We start from the raw sequence: 25,641 nt of genomic DNA on the forward strand, positions 1-25,641 counted from the left end.
CCATGGACATTCTGATTCCCGGCTTTGACATCCAGGGCGAGATTGGCGAAGGCGCCATGGCCAGCGTGTACCTGGCGACCCAGCGTTCCCTGGAGCGCAAGGTGGCGCTCAAGGTGATGGCCGCGGCGCTGGCCGCCGACCCGAGCTTCTGCGAGCGCTTCTTGCGCGAGGGCAAGACCCTGGCGCGGCTGTCGCACCCGCACACCGTGACCATCCACGACATCGGCAATGTCGGCGAGCTGTACTACATGGCCATGGAGTACCTGCCCAACGGCACCCTGAAGGAGCGCATCGCCGCCGGGCTGACCCCGGAGCAGGGCCTGACCTACATTCGCCAGATCGCCTCGGCCCTGGGCTATGCCCACGCCCAGGGGCTGGTGCACCGTGATGTGAAACCGGCCAACATCCTGTTCCGCGCCGACGGCACGGCGGTGCTCTCGGACTTCGGCATCGCCAAGTCCCTGGACGACCGCACCCAGTTCACCCAGGCCGGTTTCGCCGTGGGCACGCCGAGCTACATGAGCCCGGAACAGGCCCGTGGCCAGGACATCGACGGTCGCGCCGACCTCTATGCCCTGGGCGTGGTGCTGTATGAAATCCTGGTCGGCGAGCTGCCGTACAACGGCACCGACGCGCTGTCCACGGCCCTGGCCCACCTCACCGAGCCCTTGCCGGAGCTGCCGCTGCACCACGGGCGCTACCAGCACATCCTGCGCAAGCTGCTGGCCAAGGACCCGGCGGAACGTTTCCCGGACGCGGCGGCCTTGCTGGCGGCCCTGGACAACCTGCCGCCGGAGACGGCCGAGGTCGAGGCGACGCTGATCCAGCCGTTGCCGCTGCCACCCCTGGCTGCGCCCCAGCCTGCAACCCAGCCTGTAACTCAGCCTGTAACTCAGAGCAACGACCTGGCCGGGCTGACCCCGATGTCGATCGAGATTCCGCAACACGCGCCCGCGCCCCAACCGGCGCCGCGCCGCGAGCCGCCTCAGGAGCCGCCCGCGCCGCCACGCACGTCCAACCTGCCGCCAGCCGGCAGTGGGGCTTCCGAACAGCGTCGCGGCCCGGTGCTGGCCCTGGCCGGGGTTGCCGTGGCGGTGGCCCTGGCCGTGGCCGGTGGCGGTTACTGGTGGCTGTCCGGCGACAGCCCGGCGCCTGCGCCCAAGACCGCTTCGACGGTCGCTAGCCCCCCTGCGGTGGTGGCGCCGCCGGTGAATCAACCCGTGGCCGCCGATGTCGATGGCGGCCAGCGGCCGCTGCTGATGCCGGGCAAGAAGACCCTGTTCCAACGGGTGCTGAGCAAGCCGGGGGCGAGCTTCTCCAGCGCGCCGGGTGCCACGCCGGGCCCGGCGGTGCCGGCGTTCTCGGTGCTCTACGTGTACCAGCGCAAGAACCTCGATGGCCGCTCCTGGCTGCGCCTGGGCGCCGCCAGTGACGGGCGCAGCGCCGGCTGGCTGCCGGCCGAGCAGGTCAGCGACTGGAAGCAGAGCCTGGTGCTGAAATTCACCGAACGTTCCGGCCGCGCGCCGGTGATGTTCGTGCGTCAGGCCAGCGAACTGGAGCGCCTGCTGGCGGACCCGGCGGCGGCCAAGAACCTGCTGCTCAAGGCGCAGAAGAACCCCCAGGACGAGCAGCAGGTGCTGGCCCTGGAACCCAATGCCAGCGCGGTGCCGCAGGAGCAGTTCTACCTGCTGCCGATCTTCGATTCCAAGGAGAGCTTCGACGAGAACGGCCAGCCGGTGCAGCTGCTGAACATCGCCTCGATCGACCCGGGCAACAGCGCGCAAAGCATCAGCGACAGCAGCGGCAAGAGCCTGCCGGCGAACACCCCGCCGGCGGCCGGCGATGCCTTCCGCACGGCGGTGGTGCTGGTGGTGGACACCTCGGTGTCGATGCAGCCCTACATCGATCAGGTGCGTGACGTGGTGCACGAGCTGCAGAGCAAGATCGCCGAACGCGGCGAGCTGGACAGTGTCAGCTTCGGCCTGGTGGGCTTTCGCAACAACACCAGCAAGACCCCGGGCCTGGAGTACGTGACCAAGACCCTGGTGACCCTGGACCAGGGGCGCGATCCGCAGCGATTCCAGGAGCTGGTGAGCCAGGTCAAGGCCACCAGCGTCTCCAGCCATTCGTTCAACGAAGACGCGTTTGCCGGCGTGATGCAGGCCGTGGAAGGCATGGACTGGAAGGGCTACGGCGGCCGCCTGATCCTGCTGGTCAGCGACGCCGGGGCGCTGCGCAAGAACGACCCTTACAGCCGCACCCAGATGAACGAGGCGGAAGTGCGCCAGGCGGCCCTGGGCAAGCAGATCAAGATCTACGCCCTGCACTTGCGCACCGATGCCGGCAAGAAGAACCACGCCCAGGCGGAAACCCAGTACCGGGTGCTGACCGCCGACGCCAACCCGAAGATCGGCGACCTGTACATTCCGGTGCCCGGCGGCGATGTGCGCAAGTTCGGCGAGCGGGTCGACGAGATCGGCACGGTGTTCGCCGATCTGGTGCATCAGGTGCGCAGCAACCAGAACCAGGAAGTCCCGCTGCTGGCGGCGGCGCCGAGCATCGCGCAGAAATCCGCGGCCATCGGCTACGCCATGCACATGGATTTCCTCGGGCGCAAGGCCGCCAGCCAGGCGCCGCAGCTGGTCAGCGCCTGGACCGCCGACCGCGACCTGACCAACCCGGCGCTGCCGGCGTTCCAGGTCTGCGTGATGCTCACCAAGCTGCAGCTCAACGACCTGCAGCAGTCGCTGAAATTGATCGTCGACGCGGCGCGCAAGACCCAGACCTCGCCCAAGGATTTCTTCCAGGAAATCGCCAGTGCCAGTGCCTACATGAGCCGCGACCCGTCGGCCCTGCGCAAGGGCGGCAACCTGGCCGACGGCGGTGTGCTGGGCGAATACCTGGAAGGCCTGCCGTACCGCAGCAAGTCGCTGAACATGACCCAGGACCTGTGGCTGTCCCTGAGCGTGGCCGAGCAGGAAGATTTCATCGACGAGCTGGATTCGAAGATCCGCCTCTACGAAACCTTCCACAACGATCTGGCCAACTGGGTGCGCTTCGGCGATGCCGAGCCGGGTGATGCCCTGTACCGCGTACCGCTGTCGACGCTGCCGTGATGCTCAATCTGGCGGAGGTGCGCAAGAGCCGCGGCGAGGGTCGCCAACGCTACAGCCTGGTGATCCCGCGGCTGCACCTGCGCGCGGGCGACCAACTGGCGGTGGTCGGCCCCAGCGGCTGCGGCAAGAGCACGTTGCTCGATCTGCTGGCGCTGGTGCTGGCCCCGGATTCGGCGGCGCGCTTCGAGTTCACCCCGGCCAACGACTCCATCGACATTGCCGGGATCTGGCGCGGTGCCGGCCACGACGCCCTGGCGCAGTTGCGCAGCCGGCACCTGGGCTACGTGTTGCAGACCGGCGGCCTGCTGGGCTTTCTCGATGTACGCGGCAATATCAGCCTGCCCCGGCAGTTGCTGGGGCTGGCTGACGACGGCATTCCCCGGCGCCTGGCCGAACGCCTGGAGATCGCCGATCAACTGCACAAGAAGCCCGCCGCCCTGTCGGTGGGCCAGCGCCAGCGGGTCAGTTGTGCCCGGGCCCTGGCCCACGGCCCGCAGGTGCTGCTGGCGGACGAGCCAACGGCGGCCCTGGACCCCTTGAACGCTCAACGAGTGATGCAGTTGCTGGTGCAGCAATCGCGCGATCAGGGGGTGTGCAGCGTGATTGCCACCCACGATGAACCCCTGGCTCGGGCCAACGGCTTGCAGGTGCGGCGCATTGCCTGCCAGCGCGACGCCGACGGCGGGGTCACTGCGATCCTGGGGGAGGCCTGCTGATGCGTGCCTCCCTGACCGCAGCACTGGCCTGGCAGGACTACCGCGCCGACAGCTGGCTGTCGGCCTGTTCGGTGCTGGCCCTGGTGGCGGTGATCGCCCCGTTGCTGGTGCTGTTCGGGCTCAAGTTCGGGCTGGTCAGCAGCCTCACCGAGCGCCTGGAAAAAGACCCGGCGGTGCGCGAGATCATTCCCCTGGGCGGCGGCCGTTTCAGCGCCAGCTTCATTGCCGAGCTGGGGCAGCGCCCGGACGTGGCCTTTGCCTTGCCGCGCACCCGGCAGATTGCCGCCACGGCGGACCTGTCCCGCGGCACGGGGGATATCGGCCTGACCGTGGAGATGTTGCCCACCGCTGCGGGCGACCCGTTGCTCGGGCGCTTGCCGGTCCCCCGGAGCATGAGCGGCGTGCTGCTCAGCCGCACCGCCGCCGAGAAGCTCGGGGTGCAGCCGGGGGACTGGCTGCAGGCGAGCTTTGGCCGGCAGGTGGCGGGGCGCAGCGAGGTGCAGCGGACCCGGGTCCAGGTCGAGGGCATTCTGCCGCTGGAGGCCTTTGCCCGTGATGCGCTGTTCGCTCCGCTGGCGCTGCTGGAGGCCGCCGAGGATTACCGCGACGGTCGCGCCGTGGCCGCCCTGGGCTGGCTCGGCGAGGCCCAGGCCGTGTCCGCGCAACGGGTCTACCCGGCGTTTCGCCTGTATGCCCGCAACCTGGATGACGTCGAGCCGTTGCGGGTGTATTTCGCCGAGCGCGGCCTGCTGGTGGCGACCCAGGCGCAGACCATCGCCCAGGTGCAGTCCTTGAGTCGCAACCTGGCCATTGTCTTCTGGGTGATCGCCGGGCTGGCCCTGGCGGGCGCCTTCGCGGCGATCTTCGCCGGGGCCCTGGCGGCGGTGGAGCGCAAGCGTCGCGAGTTGTCGGTGCTGCGCCTGCTGGGCTTTTCCACCGGCGCGCTGTTGCTGTTCGTGGTGGCCCAGGCGCTGTACAGCGCCGGTTTCGCCGCCTTGTTGAGTGGCGCTCTGTATGGCCTGGCCCAGGCCGGGCTGAATCATTTGTTCATGCAGGTGCCCGGCGAATACGCCAGCCACCTGCTGCCGGCCCATTACGGGCTGGCCCTGTTGGCGACGCTGGGCGTCAGTACCCTGGCCGCCGCGCTGGGCGGCTGGCGGGTGTCGCGCATTGAAGCCTGTGAAGGAATTCGCGATGTATAAGTTGATCAGCACTGTGCTGGCCATGACCCTGGCCGGGGCCGTGTGGGCCGAAGAGCCGGCGAACAAGATGGACAACCCCAAGCCGCTGCCGGACGACGTCAGCCTGCCGTTGCCCTGTGAAGGCGAGATGGTCTTCCGCTACGTCTACGTCCTGGCCCAAGGCACCCTGGATGACCGCGAGGTGAACCTCGGCTACCCCTTCAGCGAGGGTGAAAGCGGTTATCAGCAGTCGTTCATTTCCGGCTATCGCCGGGACTACATCAACGGCCAGTTCACCCTCAAGGACCTGCCCGCGGCCTGGGGCAAGACCATCGGCCCGGCCTTGCCGAAGACCGGCAGCGGGGTGCCCCTCAAGCCGATGCTGTATTTCATCGGCAAGTACGAGGTCACCGCCCGCCAGTACGCCCAGGTCATGGCCCAGGCCCAGTCGCTGGCCAGTGGCGGCCCGGCCCCGGCCTGTGAAGCGCCGGACGGCCTGCAGGGGCGCCTGCCCAAGGTCAAGCTGTCGCGCTTCGAGGCCGAGCGTTTCGCCGCGGTGTACAGCGCCTGGCTGATGAAGAACCACCGCGATCTGCTGCCGGTCAGCGGGCGTGGCAGTTCCTCGGAAGACGGCGGCCTGGGGTTCGTGCGCCTGCCCACCGAAGTGGAATGGGAATACGCCGCTCGCGGCGGCCAGGCCGTCAGCCGCCAGGAGCTGGAGGGCCGGCTGTTCCCGCGCCGCGTGGAGGGCAGTGAAGAAGACGGCCCGCTGGCCGACTGGGCGGTGTTCAACCAGGTGGCCGGCGGCACAGGGCAGGCGGCGCGGCTGATGCCGATCGGCACCAAGCTGCCCAACCCCATCGGTATGTTCGACGTGATCGGCAACGCCGCCGAGATGGTCCAGGAATCCTTCCAGCTGGTGCGCGCCGGGCGCCGCCAGGGCACCTACGGCGGCTTTGTGGTCAAGGGCGGCAACTACCTCGAAGGCGAGGGCACGCTGTTCACCGGGATGCGCCGCGAGTACCCGCTGTTCGGCGCCGACGGCACCGAGCAGAGCAACGAGACCACCGGTTTCCGGGTGGCCATCGGCGCGCTGTCGGCCCCGCGTTCGCGCTACAAGGAGCTGTTCGCCCAGTGGCAGAAGGAGGGCCGCCTGGCGTCGCTGACCGATGCCATCGACGATGCCCAGGACCCCACCAAGCGCCTGGACGCGATCATTGCCGCCAGCGTCGACCCGCGCCTGCAGGCGGAGCTGGGGCTGGTCAACGAAGAGCTCAAGCGCAACGTCTCGCTGATCGCCCAGCAGCGCGAGGAAGCGGCCGGCAACCTGATCCAGTCGTCGGCCCTGGTGGCCGAAACCATCAACAACTACAACATCCGCCTGACCAACCTGAAGAAAAGCCAGCAGCAGGCCATCGATGCCAAGGACGAGCCCAGCGCCAAGCTGTTCGCCGAAGCCATCGACAACGGCCGCAGCGCGTTGGACGGCGCGGTGGCGATCTACATCGACAACCTGGCCACGGGCACCCGTTACACCGACGCGGTGATCCAGGCGCAATTTCAACGAATCAAGGAAGAGCTCAATCGCAAGCCAGTGCTCGGCAAGAGCCTGGTGACGCGCGCTACGTTATTCGTTCGCCATGTCGGGAACTATCGCCAGCAACGGCGTGCCGACCCGGCGACGATTTTGAAGGAACTGCTCGCATCGACCGGCCAGAAGTCATGACCGGCCGCTGTCTGTCGAGCCTGGAGGATCTCGGGCGACGTGGTGTCGTGCCGAGTGGGTCAAACTTAATCGAGATCACCAACATGCTATTTTCCCGCAAGCCATTTGCTTCAACATCCAAGCGTCACCTGCTGTTGGTTGCCGCCGGGTTCAGCACCGTGCTGACCGGTTGCGCGACCTCTCCGGTGTCCAAGGTCGCCTCGACCACCAAGGTCGAGTACTACCCGAGCTGCTACGAACCGGTGCAGCACCTGCGCGCCACCGATTCGGACATGACCAAGTCGGTGGTGACCGGCGCCGCCCTGGGCGCCGCTGGCGGTGCCTTGCTCGGTGCCCTGACCGGTGACGGCGACCACCGTGGCCGCAATGCCGCCATCGGCGCCGCAGGCGGTGCCCTGGCCGGTGGCGCCGCCGGTTACTACACCGAGCGCCAGAAGCAGATCGCCGACGACAACCAGCGCATCGCGTCCTACGCCGCCGACGTCAACAAGAGCGTTGCCGACATCGATCGCAGCACGGCCTATGCCCGCGCTTCCCAGACCTGCTACCAGCGCGCCTTCGACAGCCTGATCAGCGCGCGCAAGGCCAACTCCATCAATGACGTGGAAGGGCGCAAGCGCCTGGCGGAAATCGTCAGCGGCCTGAAAGAGTCCAACGACCTGATCACCGCGGTGAACGGCCGTGCCAGCGAAGACCTGAACAAGTACAACCAGGCCTACGAGCAGGACCTGCAGCAAGTGGGCGTGCAGCGCACCGACGTGGTGAAAGTGGCCACCGCCGATACCACCCCGGTGACCACCACCAGCAGTGGCAAGCGCAAGCAGCCGGTGCAGAAGGTCAAGCAGCCCAAGCTGCCGACCGTGCCGGCAGAAGCGGTCAGCACCGAGAAGTCGATCCAGCAGGCCAAGACCAAGCAGGCCGAGAGCAATCAGGTCGCTACCACTGGCCAGACTCAGGTCAACAGCATGTGCAAGAACCCGGACCTGGGTGACTGGGCTCCGGTGCCTTGCCCTAACGTCTGAGTCAGTGATTGTCTGACAAGATGTCGCGATAAGCGTTGAACGCCAGTCGATCTCCGAGCAATCGGACAGATCGACTGGCGCTCTGCGAGTTACAGGTTAAACTGCGCCGGCCATTCAATAATTCCACTGAGGCGCCGTGCATGAAATTTCGTTTTCTTCTCTGGATGCTTGGCCTGTTGATGGGCAAGGCCAGCCGCAACAATCCTGCTTTCCAGCAACAGTTGGGTGACAAGGAGCTGGTGTTCCAGCTGCAGACGCTCGATGGCAAGGTTGCTCGACATTTCTTCGTCAAAGACCAGCGCATTACCAGCCGTTCGGGGTTCTATCCCGAGCCTGCGTTCGCCATCGCCTTCAAGGATGCCGCCTACGGCTTCGCCACGATGCAGGCGAAGAACAAGCAGTTGGCGTTCATGACCGGCATTCAGGACAAGTCGATCCAGATCAAGGGCAACCCGGCGCTGGTGATCTGGTTCCAGGGGCTGACCAAGTATCTGAAACCGAAAAAGGCCAAGCCCAAGGCTTGATGAGGTTGGACCTTCGCCGGCCAGCCGGTTCCTGCACGCTCGGCGTGGGAAGCGGATTGCCGGCGAACGGGTTCAGGCCTGGCTGAACTGCGAAGCCAGTTCGCGCAGCAGCACTTCCGCTTCCAGCACTTTGCTCACCACATCGTCGGCCTTGTCGCGGTTCAGCCCCAGGCGTTCGAGCAGGGCGTCGGGGATTTCTTCGCGGGGCCCGGAGCCGATGCCCCGGCTGCGCAGCAGGCGCACGGCCAGGCACACCAGGTTCGGGTACTCGGCGTAGGCGCCGTCGTAGCTCGGGTCGTGCTGGAAGCGCAGGGCGGCGCACAGCTCGTCCGGCATGTCCCAGTAGCGCATCAGCCAGGAACCGATCTGCTCGCGGCTGATGCCCAGCAGGTGCTGCTCGACATAGCTGTGGCACAGGTGCGGGTTGACCTCCAGGTGCCGGCAGATCAGCGAGAAGTGCGGCGGAAACACGTGGGCCAGCAGCAGGTAGCCGAAGTTGTGCAGCAGGCCGGCGAGGTAGGTCAGGCCGGATTCCGGGCGCTGGGCGCGGGGCATGGCGCGGGTCAGGCCCTCGATCACCGCGGCGGTGTAGATCGATTGCTGCCAGTAGGGCGTGGTGTGCTGCGGCTGGTCCTTGGGCAGGCTCAGGGTCTTGCCCAGGGCCAGGCCCAGCGCCAGGTTGATCACCAGGTCGAAGCCCAGCACGCGGACAATAGCGTCTTCCACCGAGCGGATCTTGCCGGGCGAGGCGTAGTACGGCGAGGCGGCCCAGCTGACCACTTGTGCGGCCAGGGCCGGGTCGGTTTCCACCACGCCGGTGATGTCGTCGATGGTGGCGTTGGGGTCGACCCGCAGCTTGATGATCTTCTGCGCGGTTTCCGCCAGTGGCGGGATCTCGATGGTGGCTTCCAGGCGCTGCTGGATGCGCCGTGCAGTGAAGGCCTGCATCGCCTGGGTGATTTCCTCGCGGTCATCGTCCGGGCGGTCGAGGTTGGGGCGGATGCTGCTCAGGGGTTCGCCGAAGTTGCCGGCGCTGGCCTTGCTGAGCATGCTCTTGAAGGCTTCGCTGGTGATTTCCAGCAGCACCCCGGGCTCGCCGGAATTGATCAACAGGCTGGATTCGCGCAGCAGGCTTTCTTCGTACAGGCAGGGCGAGCTGGTGAGCGCCGGGAGGCCGGGCAACAGGCTCAGGCTGTGCTTGCCGAGCATGCGCTCCAGGCGTTCGGTGGACACTGCGGTGAGGCGCCGGCCGGTGAGTTCGGCGAGGCGATTGAGGTCCAGTAACTGGCTCTGCGGGAACAGCACCATCAGTGCGCCGACGGCGTCGTCCAGCAGCACCGCCTGGACTTTACGCGCAGCTGGCAGGCCCGGCTGGTCGAGCACTTCGTTGTAGCTGATGGCCAGCTTGCCGAGCAGCAACCGGATAACAGACGGAGCGTGTGGGGTTGCAATGTCTAGGGCAACTTCTGTCATGGTCTGGTATCCGTTTTTCTACAATTTGACGAGTATAACCAGCTTGGTTATGGCGAGGGTTCACTAACTGAGTGGTGGTTCACACTTGACCGTATTGCTGGCCATGGCGCAGCCAGCGCTCCAGCAACGGGCTGACATGGTCCGGCCAGCGCTCCAGCAGGGCTTGCGCGGCATCGCGTACCGCGGGCAGCAGATCGGCGTCGCGCATCAGGTCGGCCACCTTGAATTGCAAGAGACCGGTCTGCCGGGTGCCGAGCATTTCCCCGGGCCCGCGCAGTTCCAGATCCTTTTCAGCGATGACGAAACCGTCGTTGGTCTCACGCATGATGCCCAGGCGCTGACGACCGATTTGTGAAAGCGGTGGGTGGTAGAGCAGCACGCAATGGCTGGCGGCGCTGCCGCGCCCGACCCGGCCGCGCAACTGGTGCAACTGCGCCAGGCCCAGGCGTTCCGGGTTCTCGATGATCATCAGGCTGGCATTGGGCACGTCGACCCCGACCTCGATCACCGTGGTGGCCACCAGCAGTTGCAGGTTGCCGGCCTTGAACTCGGCCATTACCGCGGCTTTCTCCGCCGGCTTCATGCGGCCGTGGATCAGCCCCACGCGCAGTTCGCCGAGGGCGCTGGAGAGGTCTTCGAAGGTGGTTTCGGCCGCCTGGCAGGTGAGTTCCTCGGATTCTTCGATCAGGGTGCAGACCCAGTAGGCCTGGCGCCCTTCGGCGCAGGCGGCGCGTACCCGTTCGATCACCTCGACGCGGCGGCTGTCGGTCACCAGCACGGTGTTTACCGGTGTGCGGCCCGGGGGCAGTTCGTCGAGGATCGAGGTGTCCAGGTCGGCGTAGGCGCTCATCGCCAGGGTGCGCGGAATCGGTGTGGCGGTCATGATCAGCTGATGCGGGCACAGGCGGCCGCCGACGCCTTTCTGGCGCAGGGCCAGGCGCTGCTGGACGCCGAAGCGGTGCTGTTCGTCGATGATCACCAGGGCCAGGTTCTTGAACTTCACCTCGTCCTGGAACAGCGCGTGGGTGCCCACCACCATGGGCGCGCCGCCGGCAATCTGTTCCAGGGCCGCAGCACGGTTCTTGCCCTTGAGCTTGCCCGCCAGCCAGGCGACTTCCAGGCCCAGGGGTTCGAGCCAGCGCTTGAAGGTAATGAAGTGCTGCTCGGCGAGGATTTCGGTCGGCGCCATCAGCGCCACCTGGTAACCGGCTTCCAGGGCCTGCAGGGCGGCGAGGGCGGCGACCACGGTCTTGCCGGCACCGACGTCGCCCTGGATCAGGCGCAGCATGGGTTCCGGCTGGCTCAGGTCGTAGGCGATCTCGTTGCCCACGCGCTGTTGCGCGCCGGTGGGGGCGAAGCCGAGGTTCTTCAGGTACCGGGCCGGCAGCTTCTTGGCCAGCGGCAGCACCGGGGCGCGCTGGGAGCGCAGGCTGTCGCGCAGGCGTTGCTGGGACAGCTGGTGGGTCAGCAGTTCCTCGAACGCCAGGCGGTGCTGGGCCCAGTGGTGCCCCAGGGCCAGTTCGTCGACATCGGCGTCTGCCGGCGGGTGATGCAGGTAGCGGATCGCATCGTCCAGGGGCGCCAGCTGATAGTCCCGGGCCAATTCCTCCGGCAGCCAGTCCGGCAGGCTGCGCGGGCCGAGCAGGGCCAGGCTCTGCTGGCAGAGCAGGCGCAGGCGCTGCTGGGTCAGGCCCTCGGTCAGCGGGTAGATCGGCGTCAGGGTCTGGTCCACCGGCGGTGGCTCGTCGCCGCTGATGGCGCGGTATTCCGGGTGGTAGATCTCCAGGCCCGATGCGCCGGGCCGGGCCTCGCCGTAGCAACGCACGCGGGTGCCGCGCTTCAGGCCGTCCTTCTGCGCGTTGCTGAAATGGTAGAAGCGCAGGCTCAGGCCGCCGGTGCCGTCCTGCAGGCGCACCAGCAGGCTGCGGCGCTTGCCCATGACCACGTCGGCGCCGCTGACGGTGCCTTCGATCACGGCGTCCTGGCCGGGGCGCAGGGCGCCGATCGGTACCACGCGGGTGCGATCCTGGTAGCGCAGGGGCAGGTGGAACAGCACGTCCTGGAGGTTTTCCAGGCCGACCTTGGCCAGCTTCTCGGCCATGGCTTCGCCGACGCCCTTGAGTGCCGTGACCGGCACGTTCGACAGCTCAGTCATTGCGAACGCTTAACTCGCGGCGGGCGGCTTGGCCACCGAGCACAGGCGGATCGAGTCGGCGAGGATCTCGATGGCCTTGGGCCGCGGGAAGCTGGCGCGCCAGGCGATGGCTACGGTGCGAAAGGGCACTGGCGGGGTCAGCGGACGCACTTCGATCACCCCGGGGGCGTAGTGGTGGCTGTCCACCGCTGACAGCGGCAGGATCGAAATGCCCAGGCCGGAGGCGACCATGTGGCGGATGGTTTCCAGGGAGCTGGATTCCACGGTGGTGTGCTTGGCGCCGTCGTTGCCCTTGGTCAGGGTCGGGCAGGCTTCCAGCACCTGGTCGCGGAAGCAGTGGCCTTCGCCCAGCAGCAACAGGCTCTTGTCGTTGAGCAGGCTGGCGTCGATGGTTTCCTTCTTGGTCCAGGAGTGGCCGCTGGGCATCAGCACGTAGAACGGTTCGTCGTACAGCGGCAGGGTCAGGACATCGGCTTCGTTGAACGGCAGGGCAATGATGATTGCGTCCAGCTCGCCATTGCGCAGTTTGTCGCGCAGTACGTGGGTGAAGTTCTCTTCTATATACAGCGGCATCTGCGGGGCGACCCGGTGCAGCTGGGGAATCAGGTGCGGGAACAGGTAAGGGCCGACGGTGTAGATCGCCCCGACCTTGAGTGGCGCGGTCAGCTGATTCTTGCCGGCCTGGGCCAGCTCACGGATGCCCTGGGCCTGTTCCAGGACCTTCTGTGCCTGGGCGACGATGGTTTCACCCACCGGGGTCAGGCGCACGGCGCTCTTGCTGCGCTCGAAAATCAGCACACCGAGTTCGTCTTCAAGCTTTTTCACGCCGACCGAGAGGGTCGGTTGGCTGACATGGCAACGCTCGGCGGCGTGGCCGAAGTGCTGCTCTTGGGCGAGGGTAACGATATAGCGCAATTCTGTAAGAGTCATAGCGGGCGTCCGTGGGGTTGCGACCAAGCATAACGGCTGCAATCGATAGACGCACGTTATCAGACAGAGGGCGGAGTGCGACACCCGCCAATGCCTGCTTCAGCCTGCACAAGCGCGAAGGGCACCTTGACGGTGCCCTTGCGATGGCGCGGTGCAGGATCAACGGCGGCCGCGACTGCGGTCGATCTCGTAGTTGAACGGGGCGCTGATTTCCAGGGTGCCGTTGGTGAGCATGTCTGCCGGCGGCTTGGGCAGCGGCTGGGCGCGACGGATCATTTCCAGCGTGGCCCGGTCCAGATCGGCATTGCCCGACCTGCCCACCAGTTCGTAGGACAGCACCTTGCCTTCGGCATCAACGACGAAGCGCAAGGAGTTGGTGCCTTCCTTGCCTCGGCGCTGAGCTTCGCTCGGGTAGCGCTTGTACTTGGCCAGGTGCGCTTGCAACTCGCCCTGCCAGTTGGCTTTGGCGGCGGCCTGGGCCGGTGACGGGCCTGTGGTCGCTGGGGCGGGCTGCTTGGACGGGGTCGGCGTTATCGGGGCGTCGCTGGGTTTTTCCTCGGAAGGCTTTTCCTTGGGCGGCTCAGGCTTGACCACGGGTTTTGGCGGTTGCGGCTTGGGTTTCTGCTTGGCTGGCTTGGGCACCGAGATCGTCGGTTTCGGCGCTTCGGCGAGTTTCGGCAGCGGCAGTTCTTCCTCGGGGGCCGGCGGTTGTGGCGGGGTCACCACTTTGGGCGGCGCTGGCGGCGGCGCTAAAGGGGCAGGCGCCAGTTCCAAGACCATGGCCTGGGGAGGAATGGGCATCGGCTGTGGCTTGGACCAGTTGAGGGCGAGCAGGATCGCCACCGCATGGACGCCCAGCACCACCGCCAGGCTACCGCCGTAACGCGTCAGTCTTTGGCGCGTCGTGATCATTTCTTGGCTGCCGTCTCAAGTCCGACCAGGCCGACTTTCAGGTATCCGGCCGCTCGCAGAGTGTCCATCACACTCATCAGGTCGCCGTAATCCACCCCTTTGTCGGCCTGGAAGAAGATGGTCGTGTCTTTCTTGCCCTGGGTCCGGGCGTCGAGGATGGCACCAAGGGTTTCAGCCTTGACTTCGTCTTCGCCGAGGAACAGGCGCTTGTCGGACTTGACGCTGAGGAACACCGGTTTCTCTGGCCGTGGCGCCGGTTTGGCGCTGGACGCGGGCAGGTCGACCTTGATGTCCACGGTGGCCAGCGGTGCCGCCACCATGAAGATGATCAGCAGCACCAACATCACGTCGATGAACGGCGTGACGTTGATCTCGTGGTTTTCGGCCAGGTCGTCGCCTGCGCCTTCTTTCAAATGCAAGCCCATGGCTGATTACCCCACTTTCACCATGTGCGGTTGTGCGGAGCGCTCGGCTGGCTGGTGATCCAGGTCGCGGCTGACCAGCAGCAGGACCTCGGCCGAGGCGTCGGTGACCTGAGCCTTGTAGCCGGTGATGGAGCGAGCGAAGACGTTGTAGATCACCACCGCCGGGATCGCGGCAACCAGGCCCAGGGCGGTTGCCAGCAGGGCTTCGGCGATACCCGGGGCAACCACTGCAAGGTTGGTGGTCTGGGTTTTGGCGATGCCGATGAAGCTGTTCATGATGCCCCACACGGTGCCGAACAGGCCGACGAACGGCGCTGTGGAACCAATGGTGGCCAACACGCCGGTGCCGCTGCTCATGTTGCGACCGCAGGCAGCAACCAGGCGCTCGAGGCGGAAGCTGACGCGTTCCTTGATGCCTTCCTTCTCGCGGCTGTTGGTCGACAGGCGCATTTCTTCCAGGGCGTCGTGCACCAGCAGGTGGGCCAGGGTGCCCTCCTTGGCGGCCGTGGCGCTGGCTTCTTTGAGGGTGGTGGCCTTTTTCAGGGCGGCGATTTCGCTGCGCAGGCGACGCTTGGCGCCCATCAGCTCGAAGCCTTTGGCGATCCAGATGGTCCAGGTGATGATCGAGGCGATGGCCAGGCCGATCATTACCAGTTTCACGATGATGTCGGCGTTCTGGTACATGCCCCACGGCGACAGGTCGTGGGCCATGCCCAGGCTGTTTTGCTCTTCCAGTGACTCGTCCAGTTGTTTGCCGGATTCGCCTAATTGGGTCAGCGCCTCTCTGACTTCTGGCGGAAACTGAGACAGATCAACGCTGCCATCAGGATTGCGTGGCACTTCTGCCGTCGCCTGTGGCGTGGGAGCCGGAGCCGAAGTGGCTTCGTCGGCGAAAACAGGATGTGCCAGCAGCAGGCTGCACAGCAGCGCAGCAACCGCGCTCATGGCGCGCAGCGGGCTTGGGCGTTTGGTTGGCGAGACGGAGAGTGGATTGCTTGTCATGCTGGCCGGACCTGAGAGGAAAAAAAGGGTGAAATGTCCTTCTAGGCCTCGCAGGGCCGAGAACAAAATGGGCGGTTATTATTGCAAGTAATTCTTGTTAACAAAAGTAATAGAGTATCTTTTTTTCCTTGATTGCTAGCCGTTCGTCCAGTGCGAGGGCTAGTCTTGGCCTTTCTGAAAGGAGTTTTCTGATGTCCTCCCCCTCTGTTTTGATCGCCGGTTGCGGTGATGTCGGAAGTCGCCTGGCGACTCAACTGCTGGCTGAGCAATGGCAGGTTTATGGCCTGCGGCGCACGGTGTCGCGCTTGCCGCAGGGGGTGGTCGGCATTGCGGGTGATCTGTTCGGCGAACAGTGCCCGGCGCACTGGCCGCAGGCGCCCCTGGATTATCTGGTGTACTGCGCGGCGGCCACCGAACATGACGAGGCCGGGTATCGCGCGGCCTATGTCGAGGGCTTGCAGCATGTTCTGGGTTGGCTCAAGCAGCATGGCCAGCAGCCCAAGCGTTTGTTGTTCGTCTCCAGCAGCAGTGTTTACGAACAAAAGGCTGGTGAGTGGGTCGATGAGGCGTCCGTGGCGGCGGCCACGGCGTATTCCGGGCGCTTGATGCTGGAGGCCGAGCAGGTGGCCCTCAAGAGTGGTATTCCCGCAAGCGTGGTGCGCTTGACTGGCATCTACGGCCCCGGTCGCGAGTGGCTGCTGACCCAGGTGCGCCGAGGCTATCGGGTGGCGATCGACCCGCCGCTGTATGGCAACCGTATCCATGCCGACGATGCTGCCGGCTTGCTGGCATTCCTGCTCAAGGCGGACTGGCGGGGTGACGTGCTGGAAGATTGCTATATAGGTGTCGATGACGCGCCTGCACCGTTGGCCGAGGTGGTTGACTGGCTGCGTGAATACCTGGGCGTTACCGAGTGGGCGGACGATGCCAGTGTGCGTCGCACCGGCAGCAAGCGCTGCAGCAATGCTCGGGCCAGGGCGTTGGGCTGGGTGCCACGTTATGGAAGTTATCGCGAGGGGTATGCGGCGATTCTGGCGGAGCAGGGCTGAGCAGCCCGAGTGGCGTGCGGTCGCGGCTGAAGGCTGCGACCGGTTCCGAAGGCGCCGTGGCGATCTTGAGGGCGCTCAAGGCGCGACGGAAGATCGCCAAGCAAGGCCCTGCGGGCCTTTTCGCCGCCTCGCCAGGGCTCGACAGCGGCTACGGGAGGTTCACTGTTTCTCCAGCAACCACTGTTGGCTGCCCGGCGTCAGCGAGGGCACTTCATCCGCCAGGGCGGTATTCACCGCCTGGAAGATTTCCAGCTGTTGATCCTTGCGCACGAAGATCCAGGAGTTGCCCTGGCCGTTGAGCTGCAGCCAGATGCTGTCGTTGCCGCCGCTCATGGAGGCGCAGTCGCCAGCCAGGCACAAGGCATAGCGATCGGCGCCCGGCAGGCCCTGGACTGCGCCGTTGGCCTGGAACTGCACGTCGTTGCCCAGGCCCGGGCCATTGACGATCTTCCACTTGCCACCCAGGTAGGCCGAGTACAAGGCGCGCTCGAAGTTGGCGCCTAGCGGCGCGCCTTCGGGGGCGGGGTCTTTGGGGCGGTCGAATACCTGCTCGGGCTCGTTGTCGTTGGCCACTTGCAGCAGTTGCTTGCCGTTGCGTTTCAAGTCAGTGGCAGCGCTGCCATAGAACTCGACTTTTGCAGTGCTGGAACCGTTGCCGATGATCTTGCCTTCGACGGTTTCGAAACCGTTGGTGTAGCGTGCCTGGCCAGCCTTGGTGTTGAGTTCCCATTCCAGGTTCGGGCCATAGGCCTGGAGGGCTTCACGCAAAGGGCCACCTTTGGAGGCGGCGTCGATCGCTACCTGATTGATCCAGATGCCGCCCACATCATTTTTGGCGGGGTCGCTGGCACAACCGCCGAGCAATACGGCGAGCAGCGAAACAGCTAGCGCTTTGCGCATGACGAAATCCTTCCAGAACGAAAACGGCGCAGCCCTGTGGGCTGCGCCGCGGGTGTTACTCGATGACCAGGATGGCATCCATTTCAACCTGTGCACCCTTTGGCAGGGCGGCCACGCCGATGGCGGCGCGGGCTGGGTAAGGCTGTTGGAAGTACTTGCCCATGATCTCGTTGACCTTGGCGAAGTGGCTCAGGTCGGTGAGGAAGATGTTCAGCTTGACGATGTCCTTGAACGAACCGCCAGCGGCTTCGGCTACCGACTTGAGGTTCTCGAACACCTGGACGGTCTGGGCTTCGAAACCTTCCACCAGCTCCATGGTCTTGGGATCCAGCGGGATCTGACCGGACATGTAGACGGTGTTGCCCGCCTTGATCGCCTGGGAGTAGGTGCCAATGGCGGCTGGGGCCTTGTCGCTGGTGATAACAGTCTTGGTCATGAATGACTCCTTGTAATGGACGGGCTACGCACGCATGCGGGTGATGCGGATGACCCCGGTCAGGGCGCGCAGTTTCTTGATCACGCGGGCCAGGTGCACGCGGTCGTGCACGCTGACCACCAGTTGGACCACGCTGATGCGACCATCGCGTTCGTCCATGCTGATTTTCTCGATATTGCCGTCGGCGGCGTTGACGCTGCTGGCCAGCAGGGCGATCAGGCCGCGCTGGTGTTCCAGCTCGACGCGCAGCTCGACGTTGAATTCTCCGGTGACATCCTTGGCCCAGGAGAGCTGGATGCATTTTTCCGGGTTATGGCGGATTTCGCTGATATTGCGGCAGTTGTCCAGGTGCACCACCATCCCTTTGCCTGCGGACAGGTGGCCGACGATCGGGTCGCCCGGGATCGGCGTGCAGCACTTGGCGTAGCTCAGGACCAGGCCTTCGGTGCCGCGGATCGCCAGCGGGCCTTCCGGGCTTGGCAGCTGTTCGCCTTCGCCGAGCAGGCGCCGGGCCACGACGTAGGCCATGCGATTGCCCAGGCCGATGTCTTCCAGCAGGTCTTCGATCAGCTCCAGGCGGTATTCCTGAAGAATCGCCTGGATACGTTCCGCCGGGACTTTTTCCAGCGAGCTGTCGAAGCCGTTGAGCACCTTGTTCAGCAGGCGTTCGCCGAGGCTGATGGACTCCGAGCGGCGTTGCAGCTTGAGGGCATGGCGGATATGGGTACGGGCCTTGCCGGTCACCACGAAATTCAGCCAGGCCGGGTTCGGGCGCGCGCCCGGGGCACTGACGATTTCAACCGTGGAACCGCTTTGCAGCGGCTCGGACAGTGGCGCCAGGCGGCGATTGATCCGGCAGGCGATGCAGCTGTTGCCGACGTCGGTGTGCACCGCGTAGGCAAAGTCCACGGCGGTGGAGCCCTTGGGCAGCTCCATGATCCGGCCTTTGGGCGTGAACACGTAGACCTCGTCCGGGAACAGGTCGATCTTCACGCTCTCGATGAACTCCAGGGAGTTGCCGGCGCGTTGCTGCATTTCCAGCACGCCCTTGACCCATTGGCGGGCGCGGGCATGGGTGCCTTTGGGCTGTTCGTCGCCGCTGGATTTGTACAGCCAGTGGGCGGCGATGCCGTTATTGGCCATTTCTTCCATTTCCCGGGTACGAATCTGGATCTCGATCGGTACTCCGTGCATGCCGAACAGCGTGGTATGCAGCGACTGATAGCCGTTGGCCTTGGGAATGGCGATGTAGTCCTTGAAGCGTCCTGGCAGTGGCTTGTACAAATTATGTACAGCGCCGAGCACGCGATAGCAGGTGTCTACCTTGTCGACGATGATGCGGAACGCATAGACGTCCATGATTTCGTTGAAGGCGCGGCGCTTGCCGCGCATCTTCTTGTAGATACCGTACAGGTGCTTCTGGCGGCCGCTGACCTCGCCCTGGATGCCGTCGATGGCCAGGCAGTGGCTGAGGGATTCCTCGATCTTGTTGACGATTTCCTTGCGGTTGCCCCGGGCGCGCTTGACCGCCTGGTAGATCCGCGCGGAACGCATCGGGTGCATGGCCTTGAAGCCCAGGTCTTCGAATTCGATGCGGATGGCATGCATGCCCAGGCGGTTGGCGATGGGGGCGTAGATCTCCAGGGTTTCCTTGGCGATCCTGCGGCGCTTCTCGCCGGAGAGCACTTCCAGGGTGCGCATGTTGTGCAGGCGGTCGGCCAGCTTGACCAGGATCACGCGAATGTCGCGGGCCATGGCCATGGCCATCTTCTGGAAGTTTTCCGCTTGAGCTTCGGCCTTGGTCTCGAAGTTCATCTGGGTCAGTTTGCTGACCCCGTCCACCAGCTCGGCCACGGTTTCGCCAAACTGCGCACTGAGCGCTTCCTTGGCGATGCCGGTGTCTTCGATTACGTCATGCAGCATCGCGGCCATCAGGCTCTGATGGTCCATGTGCATGTCGGCAAGAATGTTCGCTACCGCGAGTGGGTGCGTGACGTACGCCTCGCCGCTGCGACGGCGCTGACCGTCATGGGCTTGTTCGGCGTAGAAATACGCTCGGCGGACCAGGTTGACCTGGTCCGTGCCGAGATAGGTCGATAAGCGATCGGCGAGGGCGTCTATGCTCGGCATGATGTCTCCTGCCGTAAGCTGTGATCCCGCGCCGTGCTACGTCGACCAGGCATAGGCTCAGACGGCCTCGTTGGACTCGTCCTCGAAAGCAGCAAAAAGCGGCTCGTCTTCAACGATTTCAGCTTCGGCGATGGCTGCGTAGTCGATCAAGCCTTCGGCGATTTCGCGCAGGGCGACAACGGTAGGCTTGTCGTTTTCCCATGCTACTTTCGGCTCTTTGCCGCCGGTTGCCAGTTGACGGGCACGCTTGGTAGAGAGCATGACCAGCTCAAAGCGGTTATCCACGTGTTCTAGACAGTCTTCAACGGTTACGCGGGCCATGGTCTTCCTCGTAGCAAATGCAATATGCGCGCTGCCCGGATGGGCGAGCGGACTCAACAGTTTAAAAAATCACCAGCGTTTAGGGAAGCGCTGATTTTTTAACCAAGCCCTTCAACGCGCTGCAAGTGCCAATGTAAAGCGCTTGCAGCGGTTTTGGGAAGTGCTGTTTTAACCCAGTAGCTCGGCCAGCAACTTGCCGAAACGCTGCTGCTGGCGTTTCTGTTGCAGCTGACTGGAGCGGAAAATCGCTTTCAGGTCGCTCAGCGCGTGGGCGAAATCGTCGTTGATGATCAGGTAGTCATAGTCAACGTAGTGGCTCATTTCGCTGACGGCTTCACGCATCCGCCCATCGATGATTTCGTCGCTATCTTGCCCGCGGTTGGTCAGGCGCTGGTGCAGTGCCTGCAATGACGGCGGCAGAATAAAGATCGAGCGTGCCTGGGGCATCAGCTTGCGCACCTGCTCGGCGCCTTGCCAGTCGATTTCCAGGATCAGGTCGTGGCCTTCGTCCAGGGTCTGCTGCAGGTGGCTTTGCGAGGTGCCATAGAGGTTGCCGAAAACTTCGGCGCGCTCGAGGAAATCCCCATGCTCGCCCATCTTCACGAACGCTTCGCGGGAGACGAAGTGATAGTTCACGCCATTCACTTCCCCCGGGCGCATGGCGCGGGTGGTGTGGGAGACCGAGACACGGATCTCCGGATTGGCGTCGGTCAGGGCCTTGACCAGGCTGCTCTTGCCCGCGCCCGACGGGGCGGAAATGATGTACAGGGTGCCGGTGCTGTGGGTCATGTCAGTTGCCTTACTCAATGTTCTGCACTTGTTCGCGCATCTGTTCGATCAACACCTTGAGGTTGACCGCAGCCTGGGTGCTGCGCGGGTCGAAGGCCTTGGAGCCCAGTGTGTTGGCTTCGCGGTTGAGTTCCTGCATCAGGAAGTCCAGGCGCCGCCCGGCCGCGCCGCCGGATTTGAGCACGCGACGCACTTCGATGATGTGGGTGCTCAGGCGGTCCAGCTCTTCGGCGACGTCGCTTTTCTGTGCCAGCAGCACCATCTCCTGTTCGAGACGGGCCGGGTCCAGCTCGGCCTGCATGTCGGCGAAGCGGTCGAGGACCTTCTGGCGCTGGGTTGCAAGCATCTGCGGGACCAGTTCGCGCAGGGTTGCCACGTCTTCCTCTATTGAGGACAGGCGCTCGTTGATCAGCCTGGCCAGCTCGGCGCCTTCGCGTTCGCGGCCGTTCTTCAGCTCCTTCAAGCTTTGGTTGAACAGGGCCAGGGCGTCGCTGTTCAACGCTTGCGGGTCGCTGGCATCGGCCACCAGCACGCCAGGCCAGGCCAGGACTTCCAGCGGGTTGAGCGCGGCTGGCTGCTTGATCAGGCTGGCGACGGCTTCGGCGGCCGCGACCAACTGTGCGGCGCGCTCGCGATCCACCTGCAGGGGCTTGCCGGCGGTTTCCTCGGTGAAGCGCAAGGTGCACTCGACCTTGCCGCGGGACAGGCCCTGGCGCAAGGCTTCGCGGACCGCGCCTTCAAGGTCGCGAAAGGCTTCCGGCAAACGCAGGTGCGGCTCCAGGTAGCGGCTGTTGACCGAGCGCAATTCCCAACTCAGGGTGCCCTGAGTGCCGGCCCGTTCTACCCGGGCGAAGGCGGTCATGCTGTGCACCATGGAGGTACCTCCGATTCAGCGCCAGCGCCAACCGCGAGTGGTTTGGGCGGGCCTGATAGTGATGAATTAAAGCCGACAGGCTGCGAAGGCGCAGGATTGTAGCGCAGTGCGGTCGGAGCCCCCAAACCCTGGCGCTGACAATGCAATGCAGGTCGTCGTAACAGGACGGATCTGCAGTGCAAATGCGTGTTTGGCCTTTTTTGGCGTGCCCTGGCGCGGTTGCGGGCTTTATAATGCTCGGCAGTTTTCCGTCCCTGTACAGGTGTTCCCCTATGAAACGTCCAAGTGGTCGCGCCGCCGATCAGCTTCGCTCGATCCGCATCACCCGCAACTACACCAAACACGCCGAGGGATCTGTACTGGTCGAGTTCGGTGATACCAAAGTGATCTGCACGGTCAGTGTCGAGAACGGCGTGCCGCGCTTCCTCAAGGGCCAGGGGCAGGGCTGGTTGACTGCCGAGTACGGCATGCTGCCGCGCGCCACCGGCGAGCGTAACCAGCGGGAAGCCAGCCGTGGCAAGCAAGGCGGCCGGACCCTGGAAATCCAGCGCCTGATCGGTCGTTCGCTGCGCGCCGCACTGGACATGTCCAAGCTGGGCGACGTCACCCTGTATGTCGATTGCGATGTGATCCAGGCTGATGGCGGTACGCGTACCGCATCGATCACTGGCGCCATGGTGGCCCTGGTCGACGCCTTGAAAGTGATCAAGAAGCGTGGCGGCCTGAAAGGCGGCGATCCATTGAAACAGATGATTGCTGCAGTATCGGTGGGCATGTACCAGGGCGAGCCGGTCCTGGACCTGGATTACCTGGAAGATTCGGCCGCCGAAACCGACCTCAACGTTGTAATGACCAGCACCGGTGGTTTCATCGAGGTGCAGGGCACTGCCGAAGGTGCGCCATTCCAGCCGGCTGAGCTGAATGCGATGCTGGCCCTGGCTCAGCAAGGCATGAACGAGATTTTCCAACTGCAGCAGGCGGCGCTCGCCGATTGATGGGCGCCGGTCTTCAGCAAGGAGAGCACCATGAGTGATGAACAACTGCCACAGCCTGCGCCGAGCCATGAAGTCCGGCAGTGGGCGATGTTTTGTCACCTGTCCGCCTTGCTGGGGATCTGGGTTCCCTTCGGTACGCTGATCGGGCCGCTGATTCTCTGGCAGATGAAGCGTGAGACGGATCCCTTTATCGATGCCCAGGGCAAGGAAGCGCTGAACTTCCAACTGACCGTCGCCATTGCCTCGGCGGTCTGTTTCCTGTTGATGATCGTGGTGATCGGTTTCTTTATGTTTGGCCTGCTGGCGATTGGTGCCCTGGTACTGACCATCATTGGTGGGGTCAAGGCGGGTGAGGGTGTGCCGTATCGGTATCCCTTCACCTGGCGCCTGATCAAGTAGATCGAGCACGCACAAAAAAGCCGACAGTGATGTCGGCTTTTTTGTGGCGGTGAAAAGACGCTTAGATGGTCAGCGTCCAGTCATAGTCCACGATCAACGGCGCGTGCTGCGAGAAGCGCGGCTGGCGCGGCAAGCGTGCGCTACGGACGAAGCGACGCAGGCCTGGGGTCAGCAGCTGATAGTCGAAGCGCCAGCCCAGGTTGAGCATCTCAGCCTGTTCGTTGTCCGGCCACCAGCTGTACTGGTCGCCTTCGCGGCTGACTTCGCGCAGTGCGTCGACATAGCCCATATTGCCAATGATCTCGTCCATCCAGGCACGTTCAGGTGCCAGGAAGCCCGGAGATTGCTGGCTGTCACGCCAGTTCTTGATATCCAGCTTCTGTTGCGCCACGTACAGCGAGCCACAATAAATGTACTCGCGACGTTTGCGTCGCTGTTTATCCAGATAACGGGCGAAGTCGTCCATTAGCTTGAACTTCTGGTTCAAGTCTTCATCGCCGTTCTGCCCTGATGGAAGCAGCAAGGTCGCGATGCTGACCTTGTCGAAATCGGCTTGCAGGTAGCGCCCGTAACGATCGGCTGTCTCGAAGCCGAGGCCGCTGATGACCGCCTTCGGCTGCAACCGCGAATACAAAGCCACGCCGCCTTGGGCAGGGACTTCAGCATCGCAGGCATAAAGGAAGTAGCCATCCAGTTGGAAGGCTGGATCATCCAGTTCAAAGGCAGAGGCGCGGGTGTCCTGCAGGCAGATGACGTCGGCATTCTGTGCCTGCAGCCAACTGAGCAAACCACGCTCGACTGCAGCCTGAATACCATTGACGTTCACACTGATGATCCGCATAAATGGCCCCAAAAATCACGTGCGTGTATGATACCCGAGCTCTACCTAATTAGCTAAATCCGTGGTATCTGGGGTTTTTTCATGCAGGCGTATCAGCGCGATTTCATTCGTTTTGCCATCGATCGCGGGGTTTTGCGCTTCGGTGAGTTCACCCTGAAGTCCGGGCGCACCAGCCCTTACTTCTTCAATGCCGGCCTGTTCAACAGCGGTTCGGCCCTGGCCCAGCTGGGGCGTTTCTACGCGGCGGCGATCGTCGAAAGCGGCATTCCCTTCGATGTGCTGTTTGGCCCGGCCTATAAAGGCATTCCTCTGGCGGCAGCTACTGCGGTCGCTCTGGCTGAGCATCATCAGCGCGACCTGCCCTGGTGCTTCAACCGCAAGGAAGCCAAGGCGCACGGCGAAGGCGGCAGCCTGGTGGGTGCTCCTCTGACCGGTGATGTGTTGATCATCGATGACGTGATCACTGCCGGCACGGCAATTCGCGAGGTGATGCAGATCATCGAGTCCCAGGAAGGCGCCAAGGCCGCCGGGGTATTGATCGCCCTGAACCGCCAGGAGCGCGGTAACGGCGAGTTGTCGGCGATCCAGGAAGTCGAGCGTGACTTCGGCATTCCGGTGGTGAGCATTGTCTCCCTGACCCAGGTCCTGCAGTTCCTGGCGGACGATCCGGCACTCAAGCAGCACCTGCCGGCAGTGGAAGCCTACCGCGCGCAGTACGGAATCTGACGTTGTAGGCGCCGGCTCCTGCAAAGGTGGCGTCGATAAAAAAGCCCCCGTCCGGGATGCCGGGCGGGGGCTTTTTTGTGGCTGGCGCTTAAGGGCGCTTGCGGTTGCTGATGAGGGTGCCGACGCCGGTATCGGTGAAGATCTCCAGCAGAATCGCGTTGGGCACTCGACCGTCGATGATCAGCGAGCTACCGACACCACCTTGCACGGCTTCCAGGGCGCAGCGGATTTTTGGCAGCATGCCGCCATAGATGGTGCCGTCGGCGATCAGCTCGTCGACCTGCTGGGTGCTCAGGCCGGTCAACACCTTGCCCGATTTGTCCATCAGGCCGGCGATGTTGGTCAGCAGCATCAGCTTTTCGGCTTTCAGGGCTTCGGCCACTTTGCCGGCTACCAGGTCGGCGTTGATGTTGTAGGACTCACCGTTGGCGCCAACGCCGATCGGCGCGATCACCGGAATGAAATCACCCTTGACCAGCAGGTTCAGCAGGTCGGTGTTGATCCCGACCACTTCGCCCACATGGCCGATATCGATGATTTCCGGCGTGGTCATCTCTGGAGTCTGGCGAGTCACGGTGAGTTTCTTCGCGCGGATCAGCTCGGCATCTTTACCGGTCAGGCCGATGGCGCTGCCGCCATGCCGGTTGATCAGGTTGACGATGTCCTTGTTGACCTGGCCGCCGAGAACCATCTCCACCACGTCCATGGTCTGCGCATCAGTCACGCGCATGCCGTCGACGAAGTGGCTTTCAATCGACAGGCGCTTGAGCAGGTCGCCGATCTGCGGCCCGCCGCCGTGCACCACCACCGGGTTGATCCCGACAGCCTTCATCAGCACGATGTCGCGGGCGAAGCCGGTTTTCAGCTCCTCGCTTTCCATAGCGTTGCCGCCGTACTTGATCACCAGGGTCTTGCCGACATAGCGGCGAATGTAAGGCAGCGCTTCGGATAGGACCTTGGCGGTATTGGCGGCGGCATCGCGTTCGATGGTCATTCAGG

General features: G+C 64.2%; 24 protein-coding genes. 10 read left to right on the plus strand and 14 right to left on the minus strand.

The features are described from left to right. Nucleotides 1-2 precede the first annotated feature (2 nt). The 6 genes from LXM55_RS13395 to LXM55_RS13420 all read left to right on the plus strand — a co-directional run bounded on the left by LXM55_RS13395 (nucleotide 3) and on the right by LXM55_RS13420 (nucleotide 8,285). The gene (locus tag LXM55_RS13395) at nucleotides 3-3,116 is read left to right on the plus strand and encodes a serine/threonine-protein kinase (protein ID WP_233320805.1); all 3,114 of its coding nucleotides are present in this window, start codon (nucleotides 3-5) and stop codon (nucleotides 3,114-3,116) included. Beyond that, a complete protein-coding gene (locus LXM55_RS13400) occupies nucleotides 3,116-3,832 on the plus strand; it encodes an ABC transporter ATP-binding protein (protein ID WP_233320806.1) in 717 nt (238 codons plus the stop codon). Before LXM55_RS13395 ends, LXM55_RS13400 begins: the two co-directional genes overlap by 1 nt. After that, complete coding sequence (locus LXM55_RS13405; RefSeq protein WP_233320807.1) at nucleotides 3,832-5,034, plus strand: ABC transporter permease; 1,203 nt, start codon at nucleotides 3,832-3,834, stop codon at nucleotides 5,032-5,034. The genes LXM55_RS13400 and LXM55_RS13405 overlap by 1 nt, the downstream gene beginning before the upstream one ends. A gap of 22 nt (nucleotides 5,035-5,056) precedes the next feature. Further along, a complete protein-coding gene (locus LXM55_RS13410) occupies nucleotides 5,057-6,739 on the plus strand; it encodes a formylglycine-generating enzyme family protein (protein WP_233321041.1) in 1,683 nt (560 codons plus the stop codon). A gap of 83 nt (nucleotides 6,740-6,822) precedes the next feature. Beyond that, nucleotides 6,823-7,761, plus strand: a complete 939-nt coding sequence (gene tagQ / locus LXM55_RS13415) for a type VI secretion system-associated lipoprotein TagQ (RefSeq protein ID WP_233320808.1) — start codon at nucleotides 6,823-6,825, stop codon at nucleotides 7,759-7,761. A gap of 140 nt (nucleotides 7,762-7,901) precedes the next feature. After that, nucleotides 7,902-8,285: a hypothetical protein gene (locus tag LXM55_RS13420; RefSeq protein WP_042940722.1), complete on the plus strand. Its 384-nt coding sequence runs from the start codon at nucleotides 7,902-7,904 to the stop codon at nucleotides 8,283-8,285. A gap of 72 nt (nucleotides 8,286-8,357) precedes the next feature. Here LXM55_RS13420 and LXM55_RS13425 read toward each other — a convergent pair whose 3' ends face one another. The 6 genes from LXM55_RS13425 to exbB form a co-directional block, all read right to left on the minus strand. After that, nucleotides 8,358-9,758, minus strand: a complete 1,401-nt coding sequence (locus tag LXM55_RS13425; RefSeq protein ID WP_233320809.1) for an aminoacyl-tRNA deacylase and HDOD domain-containing protein — start codon at nucleotides 9,756-9,758, stop codon at nucleotides 8,358-8,360. Between the two features lie 79 nt (nucleotides 9,759-9,837). Beyond that, complete coding sequence (gene recG / locus LXM55_RS13430; RefSeq protein ID WP_233320810.1) at nucleotides 9,838-11,913, minus strand: ATP-dependent DNA helicase RecG; 2,076 nt, start codon at nucleotides 11,911-11,913, stop codon at nucleotides 9,838-9,840. Between the two features lie 9 nt (nucleotides 11,914-11,922). Continuing rightward, nucleotides 11,923-12,843 (minus strand): hydrogen peroxide-inducible genes activator, encoded by a 921-nt coding sequence (locus tag LXM55_RS13435; RefSeq protein ID WP_102881293.1) that lies wholly within the window; start codon nucleotides 12,841-12,843, stop codon nucleotides 11,923-11,925. 159 nt (nucleotides 12,844-13,002) lie between these two features. Beyond that, nucleotides 13,003-13,755: an energy transducer TonB gene (locus LXM55_RS13440; protein WP_233320811.1), complete on the minus strand. Its 753-nt coding sequence runs from the start codon at nucleotides 13,753-13,755 to the stop codon at nucleotides 13,003-13,005. Continuing rightward, nucleotides 13,752-14,180, minus strand: a complete 429-nt coding sequence (gene exbD / locus LXM55_RS13445) for a TonB system transport protein ExbD (RefSeq protein ID WP_233320812.1) — start codon at nucleotides 14,178-14,180, stop codon at nucleotides 13,752-13,754. Before exbD ends, LXM55_RS13440 begins: the two co-directional genes overlap by 4 nt. 6 nt (nucleotides 14,181-14,186) lie before the next feature. Continuing rightward, complete coding sequence (exbB, locus tag LXM55_RS13450; RefSeq protein WP_233320813.1) at nucleotides 14,187-15,182, minus strand: tonB-system energizer ExbB; 996 nt, start codon at nucleotides 15,180-15,182, stop codon at nucleotides 14,187-14,189. Between the two features lie 191 nt (nucleotides 15,183-15,373). Here exbB and LXM55_RS13455 point away from each other — a divergent pair, with 191 nt between their 5' ends. Continuing rightward, nucleotides 15,374-16,231 carry an SDR family oxidoreductase gene (locus LXM55_RS13455; protein WP_233320814.1) on the plus strand — a complete coding sequence of 286 codons (858 nt, stop codon included), beginning with the start codon at nucleotides 15,374-15,376 and terminating at the stop codon, nucleotides 16,229-16,231. 159 nt (nucleotides 16,232-16,390) lie between these two features. Here LXM55_RS13455 and LXM55_RS13460 read toward each other — a convergent pair whose 3' ends face one another. The 6 genes from LXM55_RS13460 to LXM55_RS13485 all read right to left on the minus strand — a co-directional run bounded on the left by LXM55_RS13460 (nucleotide 16,391) and on the right by LXM55_RS13485 (nucleotide 21,681). After that, entirely contained in the window at nucleotides 16,391-17,131 is a 741-nt protein-coding gene (locus LXM55_RS13460; RefSeq protein WP_233320815.1) for a hypothetical protein, read from the minus strand. Nucleotides 17,132-17,186: 55 nt separating this feature from the next. Then, complete coding sequence (locus LXM55_RS13465) at nucleotides 17,187-17,567, minus strand: RidA family protein (RefSeq protein WP_007921133.1); 381 nt, start codon at nucleotides 17,565-17,567, stop codon at nucleotides 17,187-17,189. Nucleotides 17,568-17,591: 24 nt separating this feature from the next. Further along, nucleotides 17,592-19,697, minus strand: a complete 2,106-nt coding sequence (spoT, locus tag LXM55_RS13470) for a bifunctional GTP diphosphokinase/guanosine-3',5'-bis pyrophosphate 3'-pyrophosphohydrolase (RefSeq protein WP_011064232.1) — start codon at nucleotides 19,695-19,697, stop codon at nucleotides 17,592-17,594. A 57-nt stretch (nucleotides 19,698-19,754) separates the two neighbouring features. After that, nucleotides 19,755-20,018 (minus strand): DNA-directed RNA polymerase subunit omega, encoded by a 264-nt coding sequence (rpoZ, locus tag LXM55_RS13475; RefSeq protein ID WP_007921129.1) that lies wholly within the window; start codon nucleotides 20,016-20,018, stop codon nucleotides 19,755-19,757. 168 nt (nucleotides 20,019-20,186) lie between these two features. Further along, a complete protein-coding gene (gene gmk / locus LXM55_RS13480) occupies nucleotides 20,187-20,807 on the minus strand; it encodes a guanylate kinase (protein ID WP_233320816.1) in 621 nt (206 codons plus the stop codon). A 10-nt stretch (nucleotides 20,808-20,817) separates the two neighbouring features. Next, nucleotides 20,818-21,681, minus strand: a complete 864-nt coding sequence (locus LXM55_RS13485) for a YicC/YloC family endoribonuclease (protein WP_233320817.1) — start codon at nucleotides 21,679-21,681, stop codon at nucleotides 20,818-20,820. A gap of 272 nt (nucleotides 21,682-21,953) precedes the next feature. On the opposite strand from LXM55_RS13485, the gene rph reads away from it, so the two are divergent. Then, entirely contained in the window at nucleotides 21,954-22,676 is a 723-nt protein-coding gene (rph, locus tag LXM55_RS13490; protein WP_011064229.1) for a ribonuclease PH, read from the plus strand. Between the two features lie 30 nt (nucleotides 22,677-22,706). Then, complete coding sequence (locus LXM55_RS13495) at nucleotides 22,707-23,075, plus strand: DUF4870 domain-containing protein (protein WP_016964144.1); 369 nt, start codon at nucleotides 22,707-22,709, stop codon at nucleotides 23,073-23,075. A gap of 61 nt (nucleotides 23,076-23,136) precedes the next feature. Here LXM55_RS13495 and LXM55_RS13500 read toward each other — a convergent pair whose 3' ends face one another. Next, nucleotides 23,137-23,916 carry an exodeoxyribonuclease III gene (locus LXM55_RS13500; protein ID WP_011064227.1) on the minus strand — a complete coding sequence of 260 codons (780 nt, stop codon included), beginning with the start codon at nucleotides 23,914-23,916 and terminating at the stop codon, nucleotides 23,137-23,139. 81 nt (nucleotides 23,917-23,997) lie between these two features. Between LXM55_RS13500 and pyrE the strand changes: the two genes are divergently transcribed. Then, nucleotides 23,998-24,642, plus strand: coding sequence for an orotate phosphoribosyltransferase (gene pyrE, locus LXM55_RS13505; protein ID WP_060841718.1), 645 nt, complete (start codon nucleotides 23,998-24,000; stop codon nucleotides 24,640-24,642). 88 nt (nucleotides 24,643-24,730) lie between these two features. On the opposite strand, the gene argB is transcribed toward pyrE, so the two are convergent. Beyond that, nucleotides 24,731-25,636 (minus strand): acetylglutamate kinase, encoded by a 906-nt coding sequence (gene argB, locus LXM55_RS13510; RefSeq protein ID WP_011064225.1) that lies wholly within the window; start codon nucleotides 25,634-25,636, stop codon nucleotides 24,731-24,733. Between the last annotated feature and the right edge of the window lie 5 nt (nucleotides 25,637-25,641).

Source organism: Pseudomonas sp. Au-Pse12, from assembly GCF_021341665.1.
Lineage (GTDB): Bacteria > Pseudomonadota > Gammaproteobacteria > Pseudomonadales > Pseudomonadaceae > Aquipseudomonas.